Genomic DNA, 16,188 nt, shown 5'->3' with positions numbered 1-16,188 from the left:
ACCGCGTTGCAATATTGAGTCGGGCAAGCCCTTGGCATCAGGTAATCGGTGCCGGGTTGAACAGGGTGATGTCGTTGTGCAGGCGATGCTGTTCGGCCCAGGTCTGCTTGCGGCCGCTGGCCACGTCCAGGTAGTAGTGGAACAGCTCCCAGCCCAGCTCCTCGATGGTCGAGCGGCCGCTGGCGATGCGCCCGGCGTCGATGTCGATCAGGTCGGGCCAGCGCTGGGCCAGCTCGCTGCGGGTGCATACCTTGACCACTGGCGCCATGGCCAGGCCGTACGGGGTGCCGCGGCCGGTGGTGAACACATGCAGGTTCATGCCGGCAGCCAGTTGCAGGGTGCCGCAGACAAAGTCGCTGGCCGGGGTGGCGCAGAAGATCAGGCCTTTGCGGTTGACCCGCTCGCCCGGGCCGAGCACGCCCTGAATGGCGCCGCTGCCGGACTTGACGATTGACCCCAGGGACTTCTCGACGATATTCGACAAGCCGCCTTTCTTGTTGCCCGGCGTGGTGTTGGCGCTGCGGTCGGCGGCGCCTTGCTGCAGGTAGCGGTCGTACCAGTCCATTTCGCGCACCAGGGCGTCTGCGACCTCCTGGTTTTCCGCCCGCGAGGTGAGCATGTAGATGGCGTCGCGCACTTCGGTCACTTCCGAGAACAGCACGGTGGCGCCAGCGCGTACCAGCAGGTCGGCGGCGTAGCCCAGCGCCGGGTTGGCGGTGATACCCGAGAAGGCATCGCTGCCCCCGCACTGCATACCCAGGATCAGTTCGCTGGCCGGCACGCTTTCGCGGCGGCGCTGGTCGAGTTTCTTCAGACGGGTTTCGGCCAGTTCCATGATCTGTTCGATCATTTCCACAAAGCCCAGGCTGGCGTCCTGCAGGCGGTACAGCCATGGGTCGCTGAGGTCCACCGACGGGTCGTTGTCGTGCATCACCTGGCCGGCCTGCAGCTTTTCGCAGCCCAGGCTGATGACCAGAGCCTCACCGCCCAGGTTGGGGTTGCGCGCCAGGTTGCGCACCGTGCGGATCGGGATGTAGGCATCGCGCGCGTTGATCGCCACGCCGCAGCCATAGCTGTGGGTGATGGCCACCACGTCATCGACATTGGGGTACTTGGGCAGCAACTCGCTGCGAATGCGCTTTACCGCATGCTCCAGCACGCCGGCCACGCATTGCACGGTGGTGGTGATGCCGAGGATGTTGCGGGTACCGACGGTGCCGTCGGCGTTGCGGTAGCCTTCGAAGGTGAAGCCTTCGAGCGGCGGCAGCGGCTGCGGGACGGCGTCGCAGCGTGGCAGGCTGTCCAGCTCCGGCGCGGCCGGCATGGCCAGCTGGCTCTCCTGCACCCAGCTGCCCTGGCGCAGGTCTTCCAGCGCGTAGCCTATGATCTGCCCGTAGCGGCGCACCGGCTCGCCCTTGGCGATGGCCACGGTGGCCACCTTGTGGCTCTGTGGCACGCCCTCGACCAGGGTCAGGCCGTCGGCGAAGCGGGCGCCTTCGCCCAGGCCGCCATCATTGACCACCACCACGACATTGTCGTCGTCGTGCAGGCGGACGTAGCGGGGCGAGTCGGAATGTTCGATCAACTGCATGTTCGGGCCCTACTTGTCAGGTTCTCAGGCTTTTGTACATCCGCCCGCGGCGGGGTGGCCGACGCGGGCGTGTTCACTCAGTGGCGCGAGCCGGCCAGTTCGCTGCCGGCCGCTGGCTCGGCGTCAGGCTTTGGGCTTTCACGCAGCTCGATGCGCTTGATCGGGCCGACGATCACCAGGTAGCTGAACACCGCCACCAGGGCGTTGGCGCCGACATACACCAGGGCCCACTTGAACGAGCCGGTGGCGCTGATGATGTAGCCGATCACGATTGGCGTGGTGATCGAGGCGATGTTGCCGAAGGTGTTGAACAGCCCGCCCGACAGCCCGGCGATCTGTTTCGGCGAGGTGTCGGCGACCACCGCCCAGCCCAGTGCGCCGATGCCTTTGCCGAAGAACGCCAGGGTCATGAAACCGACCACCATCCACTCGGCGTCGACGTAGTTGCAGAACACCATGGTGGTCGACAGCAGCAGGCCGCAGACGATCGGCAGCTTGCGCGAGAAGGTCAGCGAGTTGCCGCGGCGCAGCAGCCAGTCGGAGATCACCCCGCCCAGCACACCACCGATGAAGCCGCAGACCGCCGGCAGCGAGGCGATGAAGCCGGCCTTGAGGATGGTCATGCCGCGCTCCTGCACCAGGTACACCGGGAACCAGGTGAGGAAGAAGTAGGTGATGGCGTTGATGCAGTACTGGCCCAGGTACACGCCCAGCAGCATGCGGCTGGTCAGCAGTTGCTTGATGTAGCCCCATTTCGGGCCGTCGTTGCCGCGCTTCTGGTCCATGTCCACCAGGCCGCCGTTCTGCTCGATGTGCTCGAGTTCACCCGGGCTGATGCGTGGGTGTTGGCGCGGGTTGTAGATGGTCTTCAGCCACACCATGGAGAACACGATGCCCAGTGCGCCCATGACCACGAACACGTGCTCCCAGCCGAAGCTGAACACGATCCAGCCCATGATCGGTGCGAACAGTGCGGTGGCGAAGTACTGCGCCGAGTTGAAGATGGCCGAAGCGGTGCCGCGTTCCTGGGTCGGGAACCAGGCCGCGACGATGCGCGCATTGCCCGGAAACGACGGGGCTTCGGCAAAACCGACCAGAAAGCGCAGGGTGAACAGCGTCACCACCGCCCAGGCCACCGGCAGGCCACCGACAAAGCCCTGCAGCAGGGTGAACAGCGACCAGGTGAAGATGCTGAAGGCGTAGACGTTCTTGGAACCGAAGCGGTCGAGCAGCCAGCCACCAGGAATCTGGCCAGCCACGTATGCCCATCCGAAGGCGGAGAAGATGTAGCCGAGGGTCACGGCATCGATGCCGAGGTCTTTCTGCAGGCTGGAGCCCGCGATTGCAATGGTGGCGCGGTCAGCGTAGTTGATCGTGGTCACCAGGAACAGCATGAACAGGATCAGGTAGCGCACATGCGTCTTCTTCGTCGCTTGCATGCTGGTAGTACTCCCACTAGTTATTTTTGTGCGGGCTCACGAATTGTAACCGGAGTGGGGCTGGCCCACTCCGGGCGCGGCATCTGGCAGGCCGCGGGCGGCGCTTACTGCGGGCCCATCTTGTCCATCAGCGCGGCGAGTTCTTCGTACTCGTCGGCGGTGAGGTCGGTAAGCGGAGTACGCACCGGGCCGGCGTCGTAACCGGCGATCCTGGCGCCGGCCTTGACGATGCTCACGGCGTAGCCGGCCTTGCGGTTGCGGATGTCCAGGTACGGCAGGAAGAAGTCGTCGATCAGCTTGGCCACGGTGGCGTGGTCGTCACGGGCGATGGCGTTGTAGAAGTCCATGGCGGTCTTCGGCACGAAGTTGAACACGGCGGAGGAGTACACCGGCACGCCCAGGGCCTTGTAGGCAGCAGCATACACCTCGGCGGTCGGCAGGCCACCCAGGTAGCTGAAGCGGTCGCCCAGGCGGCGACGGATCGACACCATCAGCTCGATGTCACCCAGGCCGTCCTTGTAGCCGATCAGGTTCGGGCAGCGCTCGGCCAGTTTTTCCAGCAGGTCGGCGTTCAGGCGGCAGACGTTGCGGTTGTAGACGACTACGCCGATGTTTACCGATTTGCACACTGCTTCGACGTGGGCGGCGACACCTTCCTGGCTGGCTTCGGTCAGGTAGTGCGGCAGCAGCAGCAGGCCCTTGGCACCCAGGCGCTCGGCTTCTTGCGCGTATTCGATGGCCTGGCGGGTGGAGCCACCGACGCCGGCGAGGATGGGTACCGATTTGGCGCAGGTGTCGACGGCGGTCTTGATCACCTGGCTGTATTCGCTGGCAGCCAGGGAGAAGAACTCACCGGTGCCGCCGGCGGCGAACAGGGCGCTGGCGCCATACGGGGCCAGCCATTCCAGGCGCTTGACGTAGCCAGCCGGGTTGAAGTCGCCCTGGGCGTTGAAGTCGGTGACCGGGAAAGACAGCAGGCCGTGGGAGAGGATGGATTTGAGTTCTTGTGGAGTCATTGTTGTTGGCATCCTGTGGCGCTTGGGTGAAGGGTGTTGTTTTGCGTTGGAGGTAAGTTATCGTACAACTTGTACGATGACTAGTCCCTTTGGGAGATTTTTTTGTGGAGGGGCTGAAGGAATGTTATTGCCTGTGCCGGCCTCTTCGCGGGTAAACCCGCTCCCACAGAGACCGCGTCGCGCTTGAAATTTTCGGAGATCCCTGTGGGAGCGGGTTTACCCGCGAAGAGGCCAGAACAGGCGACAACAACAGATGCACGAGACGCAGATGGCAGATCCATCGCGATCAGTCATCGTATCTCTTGATGGGGTAGGAAAAAAACGATCGCGGAGACAGGCACAAGCCCGCCGCCCGTTTCCACGGGAAGTGTTCTGGGACCAGCAGAGGGTGACCGGGGAAAACGGGGGCGGCCTTGCGCCGCCCCGCGATCAAAGCAGAGGAAACTGGGGTCAGGCAGCTTGCTGGCGCTTGATCTGCGCCTTGCGTACCTGGGCCCGGCAAGCGTCGCCGAAAGCCTGGAAGATCTTGATCGAATCCGGGTTCTTCGCCGCTTGCCACTCCGGGTGCCACTGCACGGCGAACAGGAACGGCGAGATGCTCGGGGCATGGATCGCCTCGACCAGGCCGTCTTCGGCGTGGGCGATGGCCTCGATGCCGGCGCCGAGCTTGTGCAGGCCTTGGCCATGCAGCGAGTTGACGCGAATTTCGTCGGTACCCAGGGTGTCGCGCAGCCAGCTGTCCGGCTTGATCTTCACGCCGTGCACCTGGGCGTATTGCACCTCGACCGGGTCTTCCGGGTTTTCCCGGTGGTCGTTGAAGCCAGGCTCGGCGTACACCTTCTGGTAGATGTCGCCACCCAGGGCCACGTTGATTTCCTGCATGCCACGGCAGATGCCGAAGATAGGCAGGCCACGCTTGATCGCGGCCTTGACCAGCGGGATGTCGAACAGGTCGCGGTTCTGGTCCTGGCCTTTGCCGGGGGTCTCGTTTTCCTGGCCGTACAGGGCCGGGTCGATGTTGCTGCCGGCGCCGGTCAGGTACACGCCGTCGGCCATGTCCAGATAGGTCTCGAGGTCTTCGATGCCGCAGCAGGTGGGCACCAGCACCGGGACGCAATCGGAAAAATCGACCAGCGGGGTGATGTATTTGTGGGTCATGACCTGGTAGTCATGGCCTTTGCGCTCTTGGCTGCCCATGGTCATCAGGACGACGGGTTTGCGCAGGGAGGGTTGCTTGTTGCCAATGTTGCTGTTGGACATATGTCACCTTGGGACAGGTTCGGCCTGTCGTTGTTGTGCAGGTGCACGGCGCGGGGCCATGGGTGCAACCTGTAGCCCCGAGCACTGCCGGCTCGTCGGAGGCGACGATTCCGGTCGGGGCTTGTAGATAGCTTGCCAGAGCCGTTCGATATGTCAAACGACGGAGCAGGGCTTGATGGCCGGGAATGCGCCGGTTTTTGGGGGCTGAAACCGATGCGGGCCTGTGGCGGCGTGGGTTTGGCGGGGGTTAAGGTCAATAATATTTAACGATGCAGTTGGGTCTTTGCAGCGGTGCAATGAAGGGCCGGCAGAGTCGCTCACTCCTTCGGCTGACGCGGGACCTGTAGGAGCGGCCTTGTATCGCGAAAGGGCTGCAAAGCAGCCCCGGCAATTTGTGCACCTGCGCTGAAACCCTGGGGCTGCTGCGCAGCCCTTTCGCGACACAAGGCCGCTCCTACACAGATATCGCACCAGCTTTCATCATTTTCAATCAGTGCAGTATCTGCGCCAGGAACCCCTTGGCCCGCTCGGTACGCGGCTGGTTGAAGAACACCTGTGGCGGGCTGTCTTCGATGATCTGCCCGCCCTCGAGGAACAGCACCCGCTCGGCCACCTGGCGGGCAAAGCCCATTTCATGGGTGACGCAAAGCATGGTCATGCCAGTGCCAGCCAGCTGCACCAGCACATCCAGCACCTCGGCGACCATCTCCGGGTCCAGCGCCGAGGTGGGCTCGTCGAACAGCATGATCCGCGGCTTCATGCACAGCGCCCGGGCAATCGCCACGCGCTGCTGCTGGCCGCCGGACAGCTGGCTGGGGTACTTGTGCGCCTGGCTTTCGATACCGACCTTGCTCAGGTACATGCGTGCCCGCTCCTCGGCGTCCTTGCGCGACAACCCGCGCACGCTGGTGGGGGCCAGCAGGCAGTTGTCGAGCACGCTCATGTGCGGGAACAGGTTGAAGTGCTGGAACACCATGCCGATGTCGCTGCGCACTTGCGCCGCTTCGCGGGTGGTGGCCGCCAGGTCGATGCCATCCACCTTGATGCTGCCCTGCTGGGCCACTTCCAGGCGGTTGATGCAGCGGATCAGGGTCGACTTGCCCGAGCCGGACGGCCCGCACAGCACGATGCGTTCGCCTTCGCGCACCTGCAGGTCGATGTCGCGCAGCACGTGGAACGCGCCGTAGTGCTTGTTCAGGCCTTCGATGCGGATCAGCACCGGGCGTGGGTCGGGTTCGGGGGCAAGGGTGGCAAGGCTCAGTGGTGCGGTCATCTTGTTGTTCTCCCGCAGGGGTTCAGTCGAAACGAGTCGCGCTGTAGGGCGCGGGGTCGGTGAAGGGGCGTTCGCCGGTGACCAGTTCGGCCACCAGCCGGCCGCTGACCGGGCCCAAGGTGAGGCCGTGGTGGGCGTGGCCGAAGTTGAACCACAGCCCCGGGTGGCGCGGCGCCGGGCCGATCACCGGGCGCATGTCGGGCAGGCAGGGGCGGCGGCCCAGCCAGGGGGTGTCGTCCAGGCGCTCGCCCAGGGCCGGGAACAGCTTGCGCGCCAGGGCTTCGCAGCGGCCCAGCTGGATCTGGTTGCCCGGCGCGCTGCTGGCGTCGAACTCGATGCCGGTGGTCAGGCGCACGCCGCGGGCCATTGGCGCCAGCACGTAGCCGCCCTGGGTGTCGCAGATGGAATGCTCCAGTTGCGCGCCGTCACGGGTGCTGTAGTGCATGTGGTAGCCACGCTTGATCGCCAGCGGGATCTGGTAGCCCAGGCCGCTGAACAGGTCGGCCGACTGCGGGCCGAGGCAGGCCACCACCTCGTTGGCGGTGATCGGGCCGCGGCGGCTGTCTACCCGCCATTGGCCGTCGACCTGGCGCAGGCTGCGCGCATCGCCATGCAGGAACTGCCCGCCGCGCTGCGTGAACAGGGTGGCGTAGCCGCGGGTGAGGGCGCCGGGGTTGTTCACGGTCTTGGGGTCGAGCCAGTGAATGCCGCCGACCACGCTGGCGTCCAGTTGGTGCTCGCGGGCCTGCAACTGCCCGCATTCGAGGATTTCGAACTGCAGGCCATAACGGCTCAGGCCCTTGGCGTCGGCCTTGGCTTGCTCGAACAGCGCCGGGTCACGGAACACTTCGATCCAGCCTTTGGCCTGCACCAGCCCTTCCAGGCCGGCGGCAGCGATCAGTGCGTCGTGCTCCTCGACGCAGCGCTGCACCAGCGGCAGCATGTCGGCGGCGGCCCCGGCCAGGCGCCCGGGGGCCGACTGGCGCCAGTAGCGCCACAGCCATGGAGCGGCCTTGGGCAGGTGCAGCAGGCTGTAGCGCACATCGGGCTGGCGGTTCAGGCCGTAGCGCAGCAGCGCGCCCAGTTGCCGCGGGAAGGCATAGGGGATCACGCTGGAGCGCTCGATCAGCCCGGCATTGCCGTGGCTGGTGCCGCTGCCCGGTTCGTCGCGGTCGATCAGGATCACCTGGCGCCCGCGGGCCTGCAGGTGCAGGGCGGTGCTGACGCCGACGATGCCGGCGCCGAGGACAAGGGTCTGGCAATGCATGGAACGTATCCTTCGGTCAGTTCAGGTGGCGGCCCAGGCGGGCTTCCAGGTGTTTCAGCAGGCGCCGCACCAGTTCGACGATCAGCAGGTAGAGGACGGCGGCCCACAGGTAGATCTGGAAGTCGAAACTGCGCGAGAAGGCCAGTTTGGTCACGCCCATCAGATCGTAGATGGTCACCAGCGAGGCGATCGCGCTGGCCTTGATCATCAGGATCAGCTCGTTGCCCAGCGGGCCGATGGCCACCAGCAGCGACTGCGGCAGGATCACCTTGAAGAAGGTGGTCGAGCGCTTCAGGTTCAGCGCCCGCGCCGCCTCATGCTGGCCGGGGGCGACGGCCATCAGGCTGCCGCGGAAGATCTCGGCCTGGTAGGCGGCGGTGTTCAGGGTGAACGCCAGCAGCGTGCAGAACCATGCCTCGCGGAAGAACCACCACAGGCCGACGTCCTGCCAGAAGCCCTTGAGCGAGCCCAGGCCGTAATACAGCAGGAACAGCTGGGCCAGCAGCGGCGAGCCGCGGAAGAAGTACACGTAGCCGGCGGCCATGCGCTGCAGCAGCAGGCTGCGCGACATGCGCGCCAGGGCCAGCAACAGGCCGAGCACGGCACCCAGGCTGAAGGAAATCGCCACCAGCTTGGCCGTTACCAGCAGGCCATCGAGGAAGCGCGGGCCGTAGCGGTCCAGCAGGTCGGGGTCGAGGATCAGCGCCAGCAGTTGTTCGAAGCTCATGCGCGTGCTCCTTGCAGGTGGCGGTTGCTGCGCCGTTCGATGAAGGCGAACACGCGCCCGGAAATGGCGGCGAACAGCAGGTAGCCCAGGCAGGCCACGCCATAGAAGAACATCGGCTCCTTGGTCACGCTGACAGCCAGGTTGGTCTGGCGCATCAGGTCGACCAGCGAGATGGTCGAGACCAGCGAGGTGTCCTTGAGCAGCGACAGCCAGTTGTTGGACAGGCCGGGCAGGGCGATGCGGGTCAGTTGTGGCAGCAGCACCTTGAAGAAGCTGGTGCGCTTGCTCAGGCCCAGCGCCGAGCAGGCTTCCAGCTGGCCCTTGGGCAGGGTCTTGAAGGCTGCCAGCCAGATCTCGCTGGAGAACGCGGCGAACACCAGGCTGAAGGCGATCATCGCGGCGAGGAAGGTATTGATCAGGAACTCACCCTGGTAGCCCATGGCTGCGAGGATCTTCTGTGCGGCGATCTGGCAGCCGTAATAGATGATCAGCAGCGTCAGCAGTTCGGGCAGGCCACGGAACACGGTGGAGAAGGTGGTGGCCCAGGCGCGCGGCAAGCGCTTGCGCGAGCGTGCTGCAAGGGCGACCACCAGGCCCAGCGGCAGGCCGATGGGCAGGCAGGCCAGGGCCAGGGAAACGGTGACCAGCGCGCCGGCCAGCAGCGCCTGGCCCCAGCCTCCACTGGCGAAGGACAGCAAGGACAATTGATCGAGCATGACAAACCCCTAGGATGGGCAACGCGGACTTTTTGTAGGAGCGGCCTTGTGTCGCGAAAGGGCTGCGGAGCAGCCCCAGGATCTATGCCGCAGCAGGGATTGCCGGGGCCGCCTTGCGGCCCTGTCGCGACACCAGGCCGCTCCTACAGAAATTGCGCAGTTTCCTGAAGATCAGTTGTAGATATCGAAAGCGAAGTATTTGCTGGCGATCTTCTGGTAGGTGCCGTTGGCGACGATCTGCTGCAGCGCGGTGTTCAGGCGCTGGCGCAGGGCTTCGTCGTCCTTGCGCACGGCAATGGCGGCATCGGCCTTGGTGTTGGCCACGTCGCCGAGGATCTTGCAGCAGTCCCCGCCGTTCTTGGTCATCCACTCGTTCAGTGGGAATTTGTCGGCAATCACGCCATCCAGGCGGCCCGCGGCCAGGTCGGCGTTGGCTTCGTCCATGGTCGGGTACAGTTTCACGTCGGCACCGGCCTTGGCGTAGACGTCTTCGGCGTAGATGGCCTGGGTGGACGACGACTGGGCGCCAACGGTGTAGCCGTCGAAGGTGGTCTGGGCGTCGCTGATCTTGCTGTCCTTGGCCACGGCGACGGTCAGCGGGGTGCGGTAGTAGTGGTCGGTGAAGGCGATCTTCTTGCGCCGTTCTTCGGTGTTGATCATCGACGCGACCACCGCGTCGTATTTGCGTGCCATCAGCGCCGGGATGATGCCTTCCCAGTCCTGGGCCACCAGCGTGCACTCGACTTTCATCTGCTCGCACAGGGCGTGGGTGATGTCGACGTCGAAGCCGTGCAACTGGTTATTGGCGTCGACATAGTTGAAGGGCGGGTAGGCGCCCTCGGTGGCGAAGCGCAGGGTTTCGGCACTGGCGGCACCCGACAGCAGCAGGGCGCACGCACCCACCAAGGCCATGGTCTTGTTCATCTCGCACCTCTTGCACTCTTGCTATTGTTGTTTTCCCGTCGACCACGAGGTGTAGCCGACGAATTCGTTATGTAGAGCGGCAGTTGCTTCCAAGCGTTTTTCAACATCCGGCCCGAGCTTCTTGCAGACCTCGTTGACCATCAGGTGCACCCACGACAGCATGGTCGAGGTGGACTCCCAGAACAGGTTGAACTCGGTGGGAATGCGGAACACCTCGTCGGCGTTGGCATCAGCCCAGTCACAGAAGGGGTCGGTCACCAGGGTGACCGCAATGCCAGCCTCGCGTGCCTTCTGGCACAACAGCAGGGCATGGCGGGAATAACGGCGGGCTTCGAACACCACCAGGGCGCTGTCTTCGGCGCGGCCCAGCAATACTTCGCCAAAGTGCCCGGCACTCATATCCACCAGCTGCACGCCATCGCGCAGGTACTGCAGCAGGTGGCTCATGCACATGGCGATGCCGCGCTCGGTCTGGAAGCCGGCGATGAACACCCGCTGCTTGCTTGCCAGGCGCTGGGCGACGCTGTGCCAGGCGCTGCTCTGGCGATACTCGTGCACGCGCACCAGGGCGGCGATTTCCAGCTCCAGGCTGCCGGCGTTGTCGCTGGCGTCCTGGTTCTGGCGGTAATCTTGCAGGCGGTCGCCCACCAGCCACGGGCCATCGCCCAGGTCGTTCTGCAGGTCTTGCTTCAACGCCTTGAGATGGGCATAACCCAATGAGCGGCAGAAACGGCCAACGCTGGATTCGCTGACGCCCAGCTTGACGGCAATGCTGGCCGAGGTCTGGAACGGCAGTTCATGCAGGTTGGCGAGCATGTAGCTGGCGATCTTGCGGCCCGAAGCAGCGGCCCCTTCGAGGCTGTTTTCCAGGCGTTGCTTGATCGGTTGGCTCATGCTGCGGCTCCAGGGGTAAGGCTTGCGAAAGAAAATGGCTGTTTTCTGTCATCAAGTCAACATTTGACAGATAGCTGTCACATGCAGGAAAGTTTTTGTCGTTGCAACGCTGTAGCCATTCCAATTCCAACAAGGAGCTTCAGATGTCCGCACCTTCCACCAGCACCGTCGTGCGTGTGCCTTTTACCGAGCTGCAGGGCCTGTTGCAGAGCATCTTCCAGCGCCATGGCTGCAGCGAAAGCGTGGCCCGGGTGCTGGCCTACAACTGCGCCAGCGCCCAGCGCGATGGTGCCCATAGCCATGGGGTGTTCCGCATGCCTGGCTATGTTTCGACATTGGCCAGCGGCTGGGTCGATGGCCAGGCCACGCCGAAGGTCAGCGACGTGGCGCCCGGTTATGTTCGCGTCGATGCCGCAGGCGGCTTCGCCCAGCCGGCGCTGGCGGCGGCCCGTGAACTTCTGGTGGCGAAGGCGCGAAACGCTGGTATCGCCGTGCTGGCGATCCACAACTCGCACCACTTCGCCGCGCTGTGGCCGGATGTGGAGCCATTCGCCGACGAAGGCCTGGTAGCCCTGAGCGTGGTCAACAGCATGACCTGCGTGGTGCCGCACGGCGCCCGCAAGCCGCTGTTCGGCACCAACCCCATCGCCTTTGCCGCACCTTGCGCCGAACATGACCCGATCGTCTTCGACATGGCCACCAGCGCCATGGCCCATGGCGACGTGCAGATTGCCGCGCGCGCTGGCCAGCAATTGCCGCAGGGCATGGGGGTGGATGCCAATGGTGAGCCGACCACCGACCCCAAGGCGATTCTGGAAGGCGGCGCCTTGCTGCCATTTGGCGGGCACAAGGGCTCGGCCTTGTCGATGATGGTCGAGTTGCTGGCGGCGGCGCTGACCGGCGGGCATTTTTCCTGGGAGTTCGACTGGTCGGGGCACCCGGGGGCGAAGACGCCGTGGACCGGGCAGCTGATCATTGTCATCGACCCGAACAAGGCCGAGGGCGAGCGGTTTGCCCAGCGCAGCCGCGAACTGGTCGAGCAGATGCAGGCAGTAGGGCTGACGCGCATGCCGGGCGAGCGGCGTTACCGCGAGCGCGAGGTGGCCGAGGAGGAGGGGGTGGCGGTGACCGAGCAGGAGTTGCAAGGCCTGAAAGAGCTGCTTGGCTGACCCGGCCTCTTCGCGGGCGCGCCCGCTCCCACAGTGGTATCACCGCCCTTGAGACCTGTGCAGTACCTGTGGGAGCGGGCATGCCCGCGAAGAATCCAGCACCAATCCTCAGCCATGCAATGTTGCATAGACAACCTTGCACAATAGTTGATGTTCCTGAGCCCGCACTCCGGGTATGCTCAGGGCTGCCTTTTCGAACTGTCCTGATCCAAGGAGCTGCACGCTGTGTTCAAACATGTCGATGCCTATGCCGGCGACCCGATCCTCTCGTTGATGGAAACCTTCAAGGCCGACCCGCGCGCCGACAAGGTCAACCTGAGTATCGGCCTGTACTACGATGAGGCCGGCGTGGTGCCGCAACTGGCGGCTGTGGATGCGGTGGAAAAACGCATCGCCGGCCAGGACCACGAAGCCTCGCTGTACCTGCCGATGGAAGGCCTGGCCAGCTACCGCCAGGCGATCCAGGCACTGCTGTTCGGTGCCGATCACCCAGCCGTGACCGGCGGGCGCGTGGCCACCGTGCAGACCGTGGGCGGTTCCGGCGCCCTCAAGGTCGGTGCCGACTTCCTCAAGCGCTACTTCCCGCAGTCCGAAGTCTGGGTCAGCAACCCGACCTGGGACAACCACCGCGCCATCTTCGAAGGCGCCGGCTTCAAGGTGCACACCTACCCGTACTTCGACCAGGCCACCCGTGGCGTGGATTTCGACGGCATGCTGGCCACCCTGCAGACCCTGCCGGCCAACAGCGTGGTGCTGCTGCACCCGTGCTGCCACAACCCCACCGGCGCCGACCTGGAACAGCACCAGTGGCAACAGGTGGTTGAAGTGGTCAAGGCACGCCAGCTGATCCCGTTCCTCGACATCGCCTACCAGGGCTTCGCCGAAGGCCTGGTGGAAGACGCCTACGCCATCCGTGAAATGGCCCGCGCCGGCGTGCCGTGCTTGGTCAGCAACTCGTTCTCGAAGATCTTCTCGCTGTACGGCGAGCGTGTCGGCGGCCTGTCGGTGGTCTGCGACGATGACGCCACTGCCCAGAGCGTGCTCGGCCAGCTCAAGGCTACCGTGCGCCGCAACTACTCCAGCCCGCCCAACTTCGGCGCCCAGCTGGTTGCTGGCGTGCTCAGCGATGCCGCCCTCAATGCCCAGTGGGCCGAGGAAGTCGAAGTGATGCGCAAACGTATCCTCGACATGCGCCAGGCGCTGGTCGATGCCTTGGCCGTGCTGCTGCCAGGCCAGGACTTCCAGTTCTTCCTGCGCCAGCGCGGCATGTTCAGCTACACCGGCTTCAGCGTCGAGCAGGTGCGCCGCCTGCGTGACGAGTTCGGCGTGTACCTGATCGACAGCGGCCGCGTATGCATGTCCGGCCTGCGCCCGGCCAACCTGCAACGGGTTGCCGAAGCCTTCGCCGCCGTCCAGAAGTAACACCGCACAAGGCCGCTTCTGTGGGGCGCGGCCTTTGTAGGAGCGGCCTTGTGTCGCGAAAGGGGTGCGCAGCGCCCCCAACGTTTGCAGCTTCGACGCGAATATTGCCGGGGCCGCTTTGCGGCCCTTTCGCGACACAAGGCCGCTCCTACACCTGTCAAATCCCTCCTGCAGTCCACCGGCACAACCCGCTTGTAAAGACAAGTGCAACCGCTCCTCGGAAAAGGGCTTCGCAAGTGCAACCTTTCCGTGCACAATCGCGCTCCCTTTTTCGGTTGAGTTGGGCGAAACGTCTATTTCGCCATTCTCAGCCTGTTGCAGTCTTGCGAGTGGAGCTTCACCCGGAATGAATGAGCAGGCCCCAAGCGTTGAACAACGCTTTGCAGAATCGACCCCCGCCACCCTCGGCAGCTGGTCGCGTCACGACACCACCTGGATGCTGGGCCTGTTCGGCACAGCGATCGGCGCCGGAACCCTGTTCCTGCCGATCAACGCCGGCCTTGGCGGCTTCTGGCCGTTGCTGATCCTGGCCATACTGGCCTTCCCGATGACCTATTTCGCTCACCGCGGGCTGACCCGTTTCGTCCTTTCCGGGCGCAATGACGGCGATATCACCGAAGTGGTCAAGGAGCACTTCGGCATTACCGCCGGCGCCTCGATCACCGTGCTGTACTTCTTCGCGATCTTCCCGATCCTGCTTATCTATAGCGTGGCGCTGACCAACACCGTGTCCAGCTTCATGGAGCACCAGCTGCACATGCAGCCGCCGCCACGGGCCATCCTGTCGTTCGTGCTGATCCTCGGCCTGCTGGCCATCGTGCGCTGCGGCGAGCAGGCCACGGTCAAGGTCATGAGCCTGCTGGTCTACCCGTTCATCGTCGCCCTGGCGTTGCTGGGCCTGTACCTGGTGCCGCACTGGACCGGTGGCATTCTCGACAGCGCCACCCAGGTGCCACCGGCCTCGGCCTTCCTGCACACCCTGTGGCTGGCGATTCCGGTGATGGTGTTCTCGTTCAACCACTCGCCGATCATCTCCGCCTTTGCCGTCGACCAGAAGCGCCGCTACGGCGAGCATGCCGATGAGCGTAGCGGCCAGATCCTGCGCCGTGCCCACCTGCTGATGGTGGTGATGGTGCTGTTCTTCGTGTTCAGCTGCGTGCTCACCCTGAGCAGCGCCCAGCTGGCCGAGGCCAAGGCGCAGAACCTGTCGATCCTGTCGTACCTGGCCAACCACTTCAGCAACCCGACCATCGCGTTCGCTGCACCGCTGATTGCTTTCGTGGCCATCGCCAAGTCGTTCCTCGGCCACTACATCGGCGCCAGCGAAGGCCTGAAGGGCATCATCACCAAGGCCGGTGCTCGCCCGAGCGCCAAGGCCCTGGACCGCGTGGTCGCCGCGCTGATGCTGGTGGTGTGCTGGATCGTCGCCACCCTCAACCCAAGCATCCTCGGCATGATCGAGTCGCTCGGTGGCCCGATCCTCGCGGTGCTGCTGTTCCTGATGCCGATGTACGCCATTCGCCGCGTGCCATCCATGCGCAAGTACAGCGGTGCTGCCTCCAACGTGTTCGTGGTGGTAGTCGGCCTGGTTGCGCTGACCTCGGTGGTATACGGCCTGCTGGGCTGATACGCCATCTGCAACAGTAATGCCCGGGTCGCTTGTTGCCACCCGGGCATTTTTTTGTCCACAAGAATTGTCCGGCAACAGAACAATTTCACCTGCCCCCATAGGCACCCGGCCGCCTTCATGCTTAACTCAGTGTCCTTTTCAAACCCCGCATAAGGATTTCGTCATGGCTCAAGTGACTCTCAAAGGCAACCCGGTTCAGGTCAACGGCGAACTGCCGAAAACCGGCGCCCAGGCTCCGGCTTTCTCCCTGGTAGGTGAAGGCCTGGCTGACAAGTCGCTGAAAGACTACGCCGGCAAGCGCAAGGTGCTGAACATCTTCCCGAGCGTCGACACCCCGACCTGCGCTACCTCCGTGCGCAAGTTCAACGCCCAGGCCAACGATGTGGCCAACACCGTGGTGCTGTGCATCTCTGCCGACCTGCCGTTCGCCCAGGCACGCTTCTGCGGCGCCGAAGGCCTGGACAACGTGAAGAACCTGTCGACCCTGCGTGGCCGCGAGTTCCTGGAAAACTACGGCGTGGCCATCGCCGATGGCCCGCTGGCCGGCCTGGCTGCCCGTGCCGTGGTGGTGCTGGACGAAAACGACAAGGTGCTGCACAGCGAGCTGGTTGGCGAAATCGCTGATGAGCCGAACTACGATGCAGCGCTGGCTGTACTGAAGTAAGGGTTGTGGGGTAGGTCGGCTCAGTCCTGTACCGGCCTCTTCGCGGGTAAACCCGCTCCCACAGGTACGGCACAGGTTTCAAAAGCTGTGATATCCCTGTGGGAGCGGGTTTACCCGCGAAGAGGCCGGCACAGGCAACCGAAACCTTTCAGCCCGCCACCGCTCCAAGCAACACCCTGTAAACGGCCCGGAACGC

At 64.4% G+C, this 16,188-nt stretch carries 14 protein-coding genes; 4 read left to right on the top strand and 10 right to left on the bottom strand.

Annotated features, from left to right (window positions below):
• Nucleotides 1–37: 37 nt before the first annotated feature.
• The 10 genes from garD to ABNP31_RS15020 all read right to left on the bottom strand — a co-directional run bounded on the left by garD (nucleotide 38) and on the right by ABNP31_RS15020 (nucleotide 11,107).
• Nucleotides 38–1,591: a galactarate dehydratase gene (garD, locus tag ABNP31_RS15065; protein ID WP_025338828.1), complete on the bottom strand. Its 1,554-nt coding sequence runs from the start codon at nucleotides 1,589–1,591 to the stop codon at nucleotides 38–40.
• Between the two features lie 77 nt (nucleotides 1,592–1,668).
• Complete coding sequence (locus ABNP31_RS15060) at nucleotides 1,669–3,030, bottom strand: MFS transporter (protein ID WP_015270698.1); 1,362 nt, start codon at nucleotides 3,028–3,030, stop codon at nucleotides 1,669–1,671.
• Between the two features lie 104 nt (nucleotides 3,031–3,134).
• Nucleotides 3,135–4,046, bottom strand: coding sequence for a 5-dehydro-4-deoxyglucarate dehydratase (gene kdgD / locus ABNP31_RS15055; protein ID WP_085665673.1), 912 nt, complete (start codon nucleotides 4,044–4,046; stop codon nucleotides 3,135–3,137).
• A 450-nt stretch (nucleotides 4,047–4,496) separates the two neighbouring features.
• A complete protein-coding gene (locus tag ABNP31_RS15050; RefSeq protein WP_238066456.1) occupies nucleotides 4,497–5,306 on the bottom strand; it encodes a gamma-glutamyl-gamma-aminobutyrate hydrolase family protein in 810 nt (269 codons plus the stop codon).
• A 490-nt stretch (nucleotides 5,307–5,796) separates the two neighbouring features.
• Nucleotides 5,797–6,579, bottom strand: a complete 783-nt coding sequence (locus ABNP31_RS15045) for an amino acid ABC transporter ATP-binding protein (protein WP_013972988.1) — start codon at nucleotides 6,577–6,579, stop codon at nucleotides 5,797–5,799.
• A 22-nt stretch (nucleotides 6,580–6,601) separates the two neighbouring features.
• Nucleotides 6,602–7,846, bottom strand: a complete 1,245-nt coding sequence (locus tag ABNP31_RS15040) for an NAD(P)/FAD-dependent oxidoreductase (protein ID WP_025338832.1) — start codon at nucleotides 7,844–7,846, stop codon at nucleotides 6,602–6,604.
• 16 nt (nucleotides 7,847–7,862) lie between these two features.
• On the bottom strand, nucleotides 7,863–8,573 hold the full coding sequence (locus tag ABNP31_RS15035) for an ABC transporter permease (protein WP_350012458.1): 711 nt from the start codon (nucleotides 8,571–8,573) through the stop codon (nucleotides 7,863–7,865).
• On the bottom strand, nucleotides 8,570–9,289 hold the full coding sequence (locus ABNP31_RS15030; RefSeq protein WP_087501825.1) for an ABC transporter permease: 720 nt from the start codon (nucleotides 9,287–9,289) through the stop codon (nucleotides 8,570–8,572). The genes ABNP31_RS15035 and ABNP31_RS15030 overlap by 4 nt, the downstream gene beginning before the upstream one ends.
• A 171-nt stretch (nucleotides 9,290–9,460) precedes the next feature.
• Nucleotides 9,461–10,213 carry a transporter substrate-binding domain-containing protein gene (locus tag ABNP31_RS15025; RefSeq protein ID WP_085591534.1) on the bottom strand — a complete coding sequence of 251 codons (753 nt, stop codon included), beginning with the start codon at nucleotides 10,211–10,213 and terminating at the stop codon, nucleotides 9,461–9,463.
• A 21-nt stretch (nucleotides 10,214–10,234) separates the two neighbouring features.
• Entirely contained in the window at nucleotides 10,235–11,107 is an 873-nt protein-coding gene (locus tag ABNP31_RS15020; RefSeq protein ID WP_025338835.1) for a MurR/RpiR family transcriptional regulator, read from the bottom strand.
• Between the two features lie 143 nt (nucleotides 11,108–11,250).
• Here ABNP31_RS15020 and ABNP31_RS15015 point away from each other — a divergent pair, with 143 nt between their 5' ends.
• The 4 genes from ABNP31_RS15015 to tpx all read left to right on the top strand — a co-directional run bounded on the left by ABNP31_RS15015 (nucleotide 11,251) and on the right by tpx (nucleotide 15,992).
• Entirely contained in the window at nucleotides 11,251–12,276 is a 1,026-nt protein-coding gene (locus ABNP31_RS15015; RefSeq protein WP_286101747.1) for an Ldh family oxidoreductase, read from the top strand.
• Between the two features lie 225 nt (nucleotides 12,277–12,501).
• A complete protein-coding gene (locus ABNP31_RS15010) occupies nucleotides 12,502–13,698 on the top strand; it encodes an aromatic amino acid transaminase (protein ID WP_063915003.1) in 1,197 nt (398 codons plus the stop codon).
• A 346-nt stretch (nucleotides 13,699–14,044) separates the two neighbouring features.
• Nucleotides 14,045–15,325, top strand: a complete 1,281-nt coding sequence (locus ABNP31_RS15005; RefSeq protein WP_025338838.1) for a serine/threonine transporter — start codon at nucleotides 14,045–14,047, stop codon at nucleotides 15,323–15,325.
• Between the two features lie 166 nt (nucleotides 15,326–15,491).
• Nucleotides 15,492–15,992 (top strand): thiol peroxidase, encoded by a 501-nt coding sequence (gene tpx, locus ABNP31_RS15000; protein WP_025338839.1) that lies wholly within the window; start codon nucleotides 15,492–15,494, stop codon nucleotides 15,990–15,992.
• The last annotated feature ends 196 nt before the right edge of the window (nucleotides 15,993–16,188 follow it).

It is taken from the genome of Pseudomonas asiatica (assembly GCF_040214835.1).
In the GTDB taxonomy this organism is placed as follows: domain Bacteria; phylum Pseudomonadota; class Gammaproteobacteria; order Pseudomonadales; family Pseudomonadaceae; genus Aquipseudomonas; species Aquipseudomonas putida_Z.
The sequence above is the reverse complement of the archived record's forward strand: the minus strand, read 5'-3'. Positions and strand labels throughout refer to the sequence as shown.

Coding starts and splice junctions, on each gene's coding strand:
- ABNP31_RS15025 (WP_085591534.1), bottom strand. CDS start 10,213: ATGAACAAGACCATGGCCTTGGTGGGTGCGTGCGCCCTGCTGCTGTCG.
- ABNP31_RS15005 (WP_025338838.1), top strand. CDS start 14,045: ATGAATGAGCAGGCCCCAAGCGTTGAACAACGCTTTGCAGAATCGACC.
- ABNP31_RS15035 (WP_350012458.1), bottom strand. CDS start 8,573: ATGAGCTTCGAACAACTGCTGGCGCTGATCCTCGACCCCGACCTGCTG.
- ABNP31_RS15050 (WP_238066456.1), bottom strand. CDS start 5,306: ATGTCCAACAGCAACATTGGCAACAAGCAACCCTCCCTGCGCAAACCC.
- ABNP31_RS15045 (WP_013972988.1), bottom strand. CDS start 6,579: ATGACCGCACCACTGAGCCTTGCCACCCTTGCCCCCGAACCCGACCCA.
- garD (WP_025338828.1), bottom strand. CDS start 1,591: ATGCAGTTGATCGAACATTCCGACTCGCCCCGCTACGTCCGCCTGCAC.
- ABNP31_RS15015 (WP_286101747.1), top strand. CDS start 11,251: ATGTCCGCACCTTCCACCAGCACCGTCGTGCGTGTGCCTTTTACCGAG.
- ABNP31_RS15060 (WP_015270698.1), bottom strand. CDS start 3,030: ATGCAAGCGACGAAGAAGACGCATGTGCGCTACCTGATCCTGTTCATG.
- ABNP31_RS15030 (WP_087501825.1), bottom strand. CDS start 9,289: ATGCTCGATCAATTGTCCTTGCTGTCCTTCGCCAGTGGAGGCTGGGGC.
- ABNP31_RS15040 (WP_025338832.1), bottom strand. CDS start 7,846: ATGCATTGCCAGACCCTTGTCCTCGGCGCCGGCATCGTCGGCGTCAGC.
- tpx (WP_025338839.1), top strand. CDS start 15,492: ATGGCTCAAGTGACTCTCAAAGGCAACCCGGTTCAGGTCAACGGCGAA.
- kdgD (WP_085665673.1), bottom strand. CDS start 4,046: ATGACTCCACAAGAACTCAAATCCATCCTCTCCCACGGCCTGCTGTCT.
- ABNP31_RS15020 (WP_025338835.1), bottom strand. CDS start 11,107: ATGAGCCAACCGATCAAGCAACGCCTGGAAAACAGCCTCGAAGGGGCC.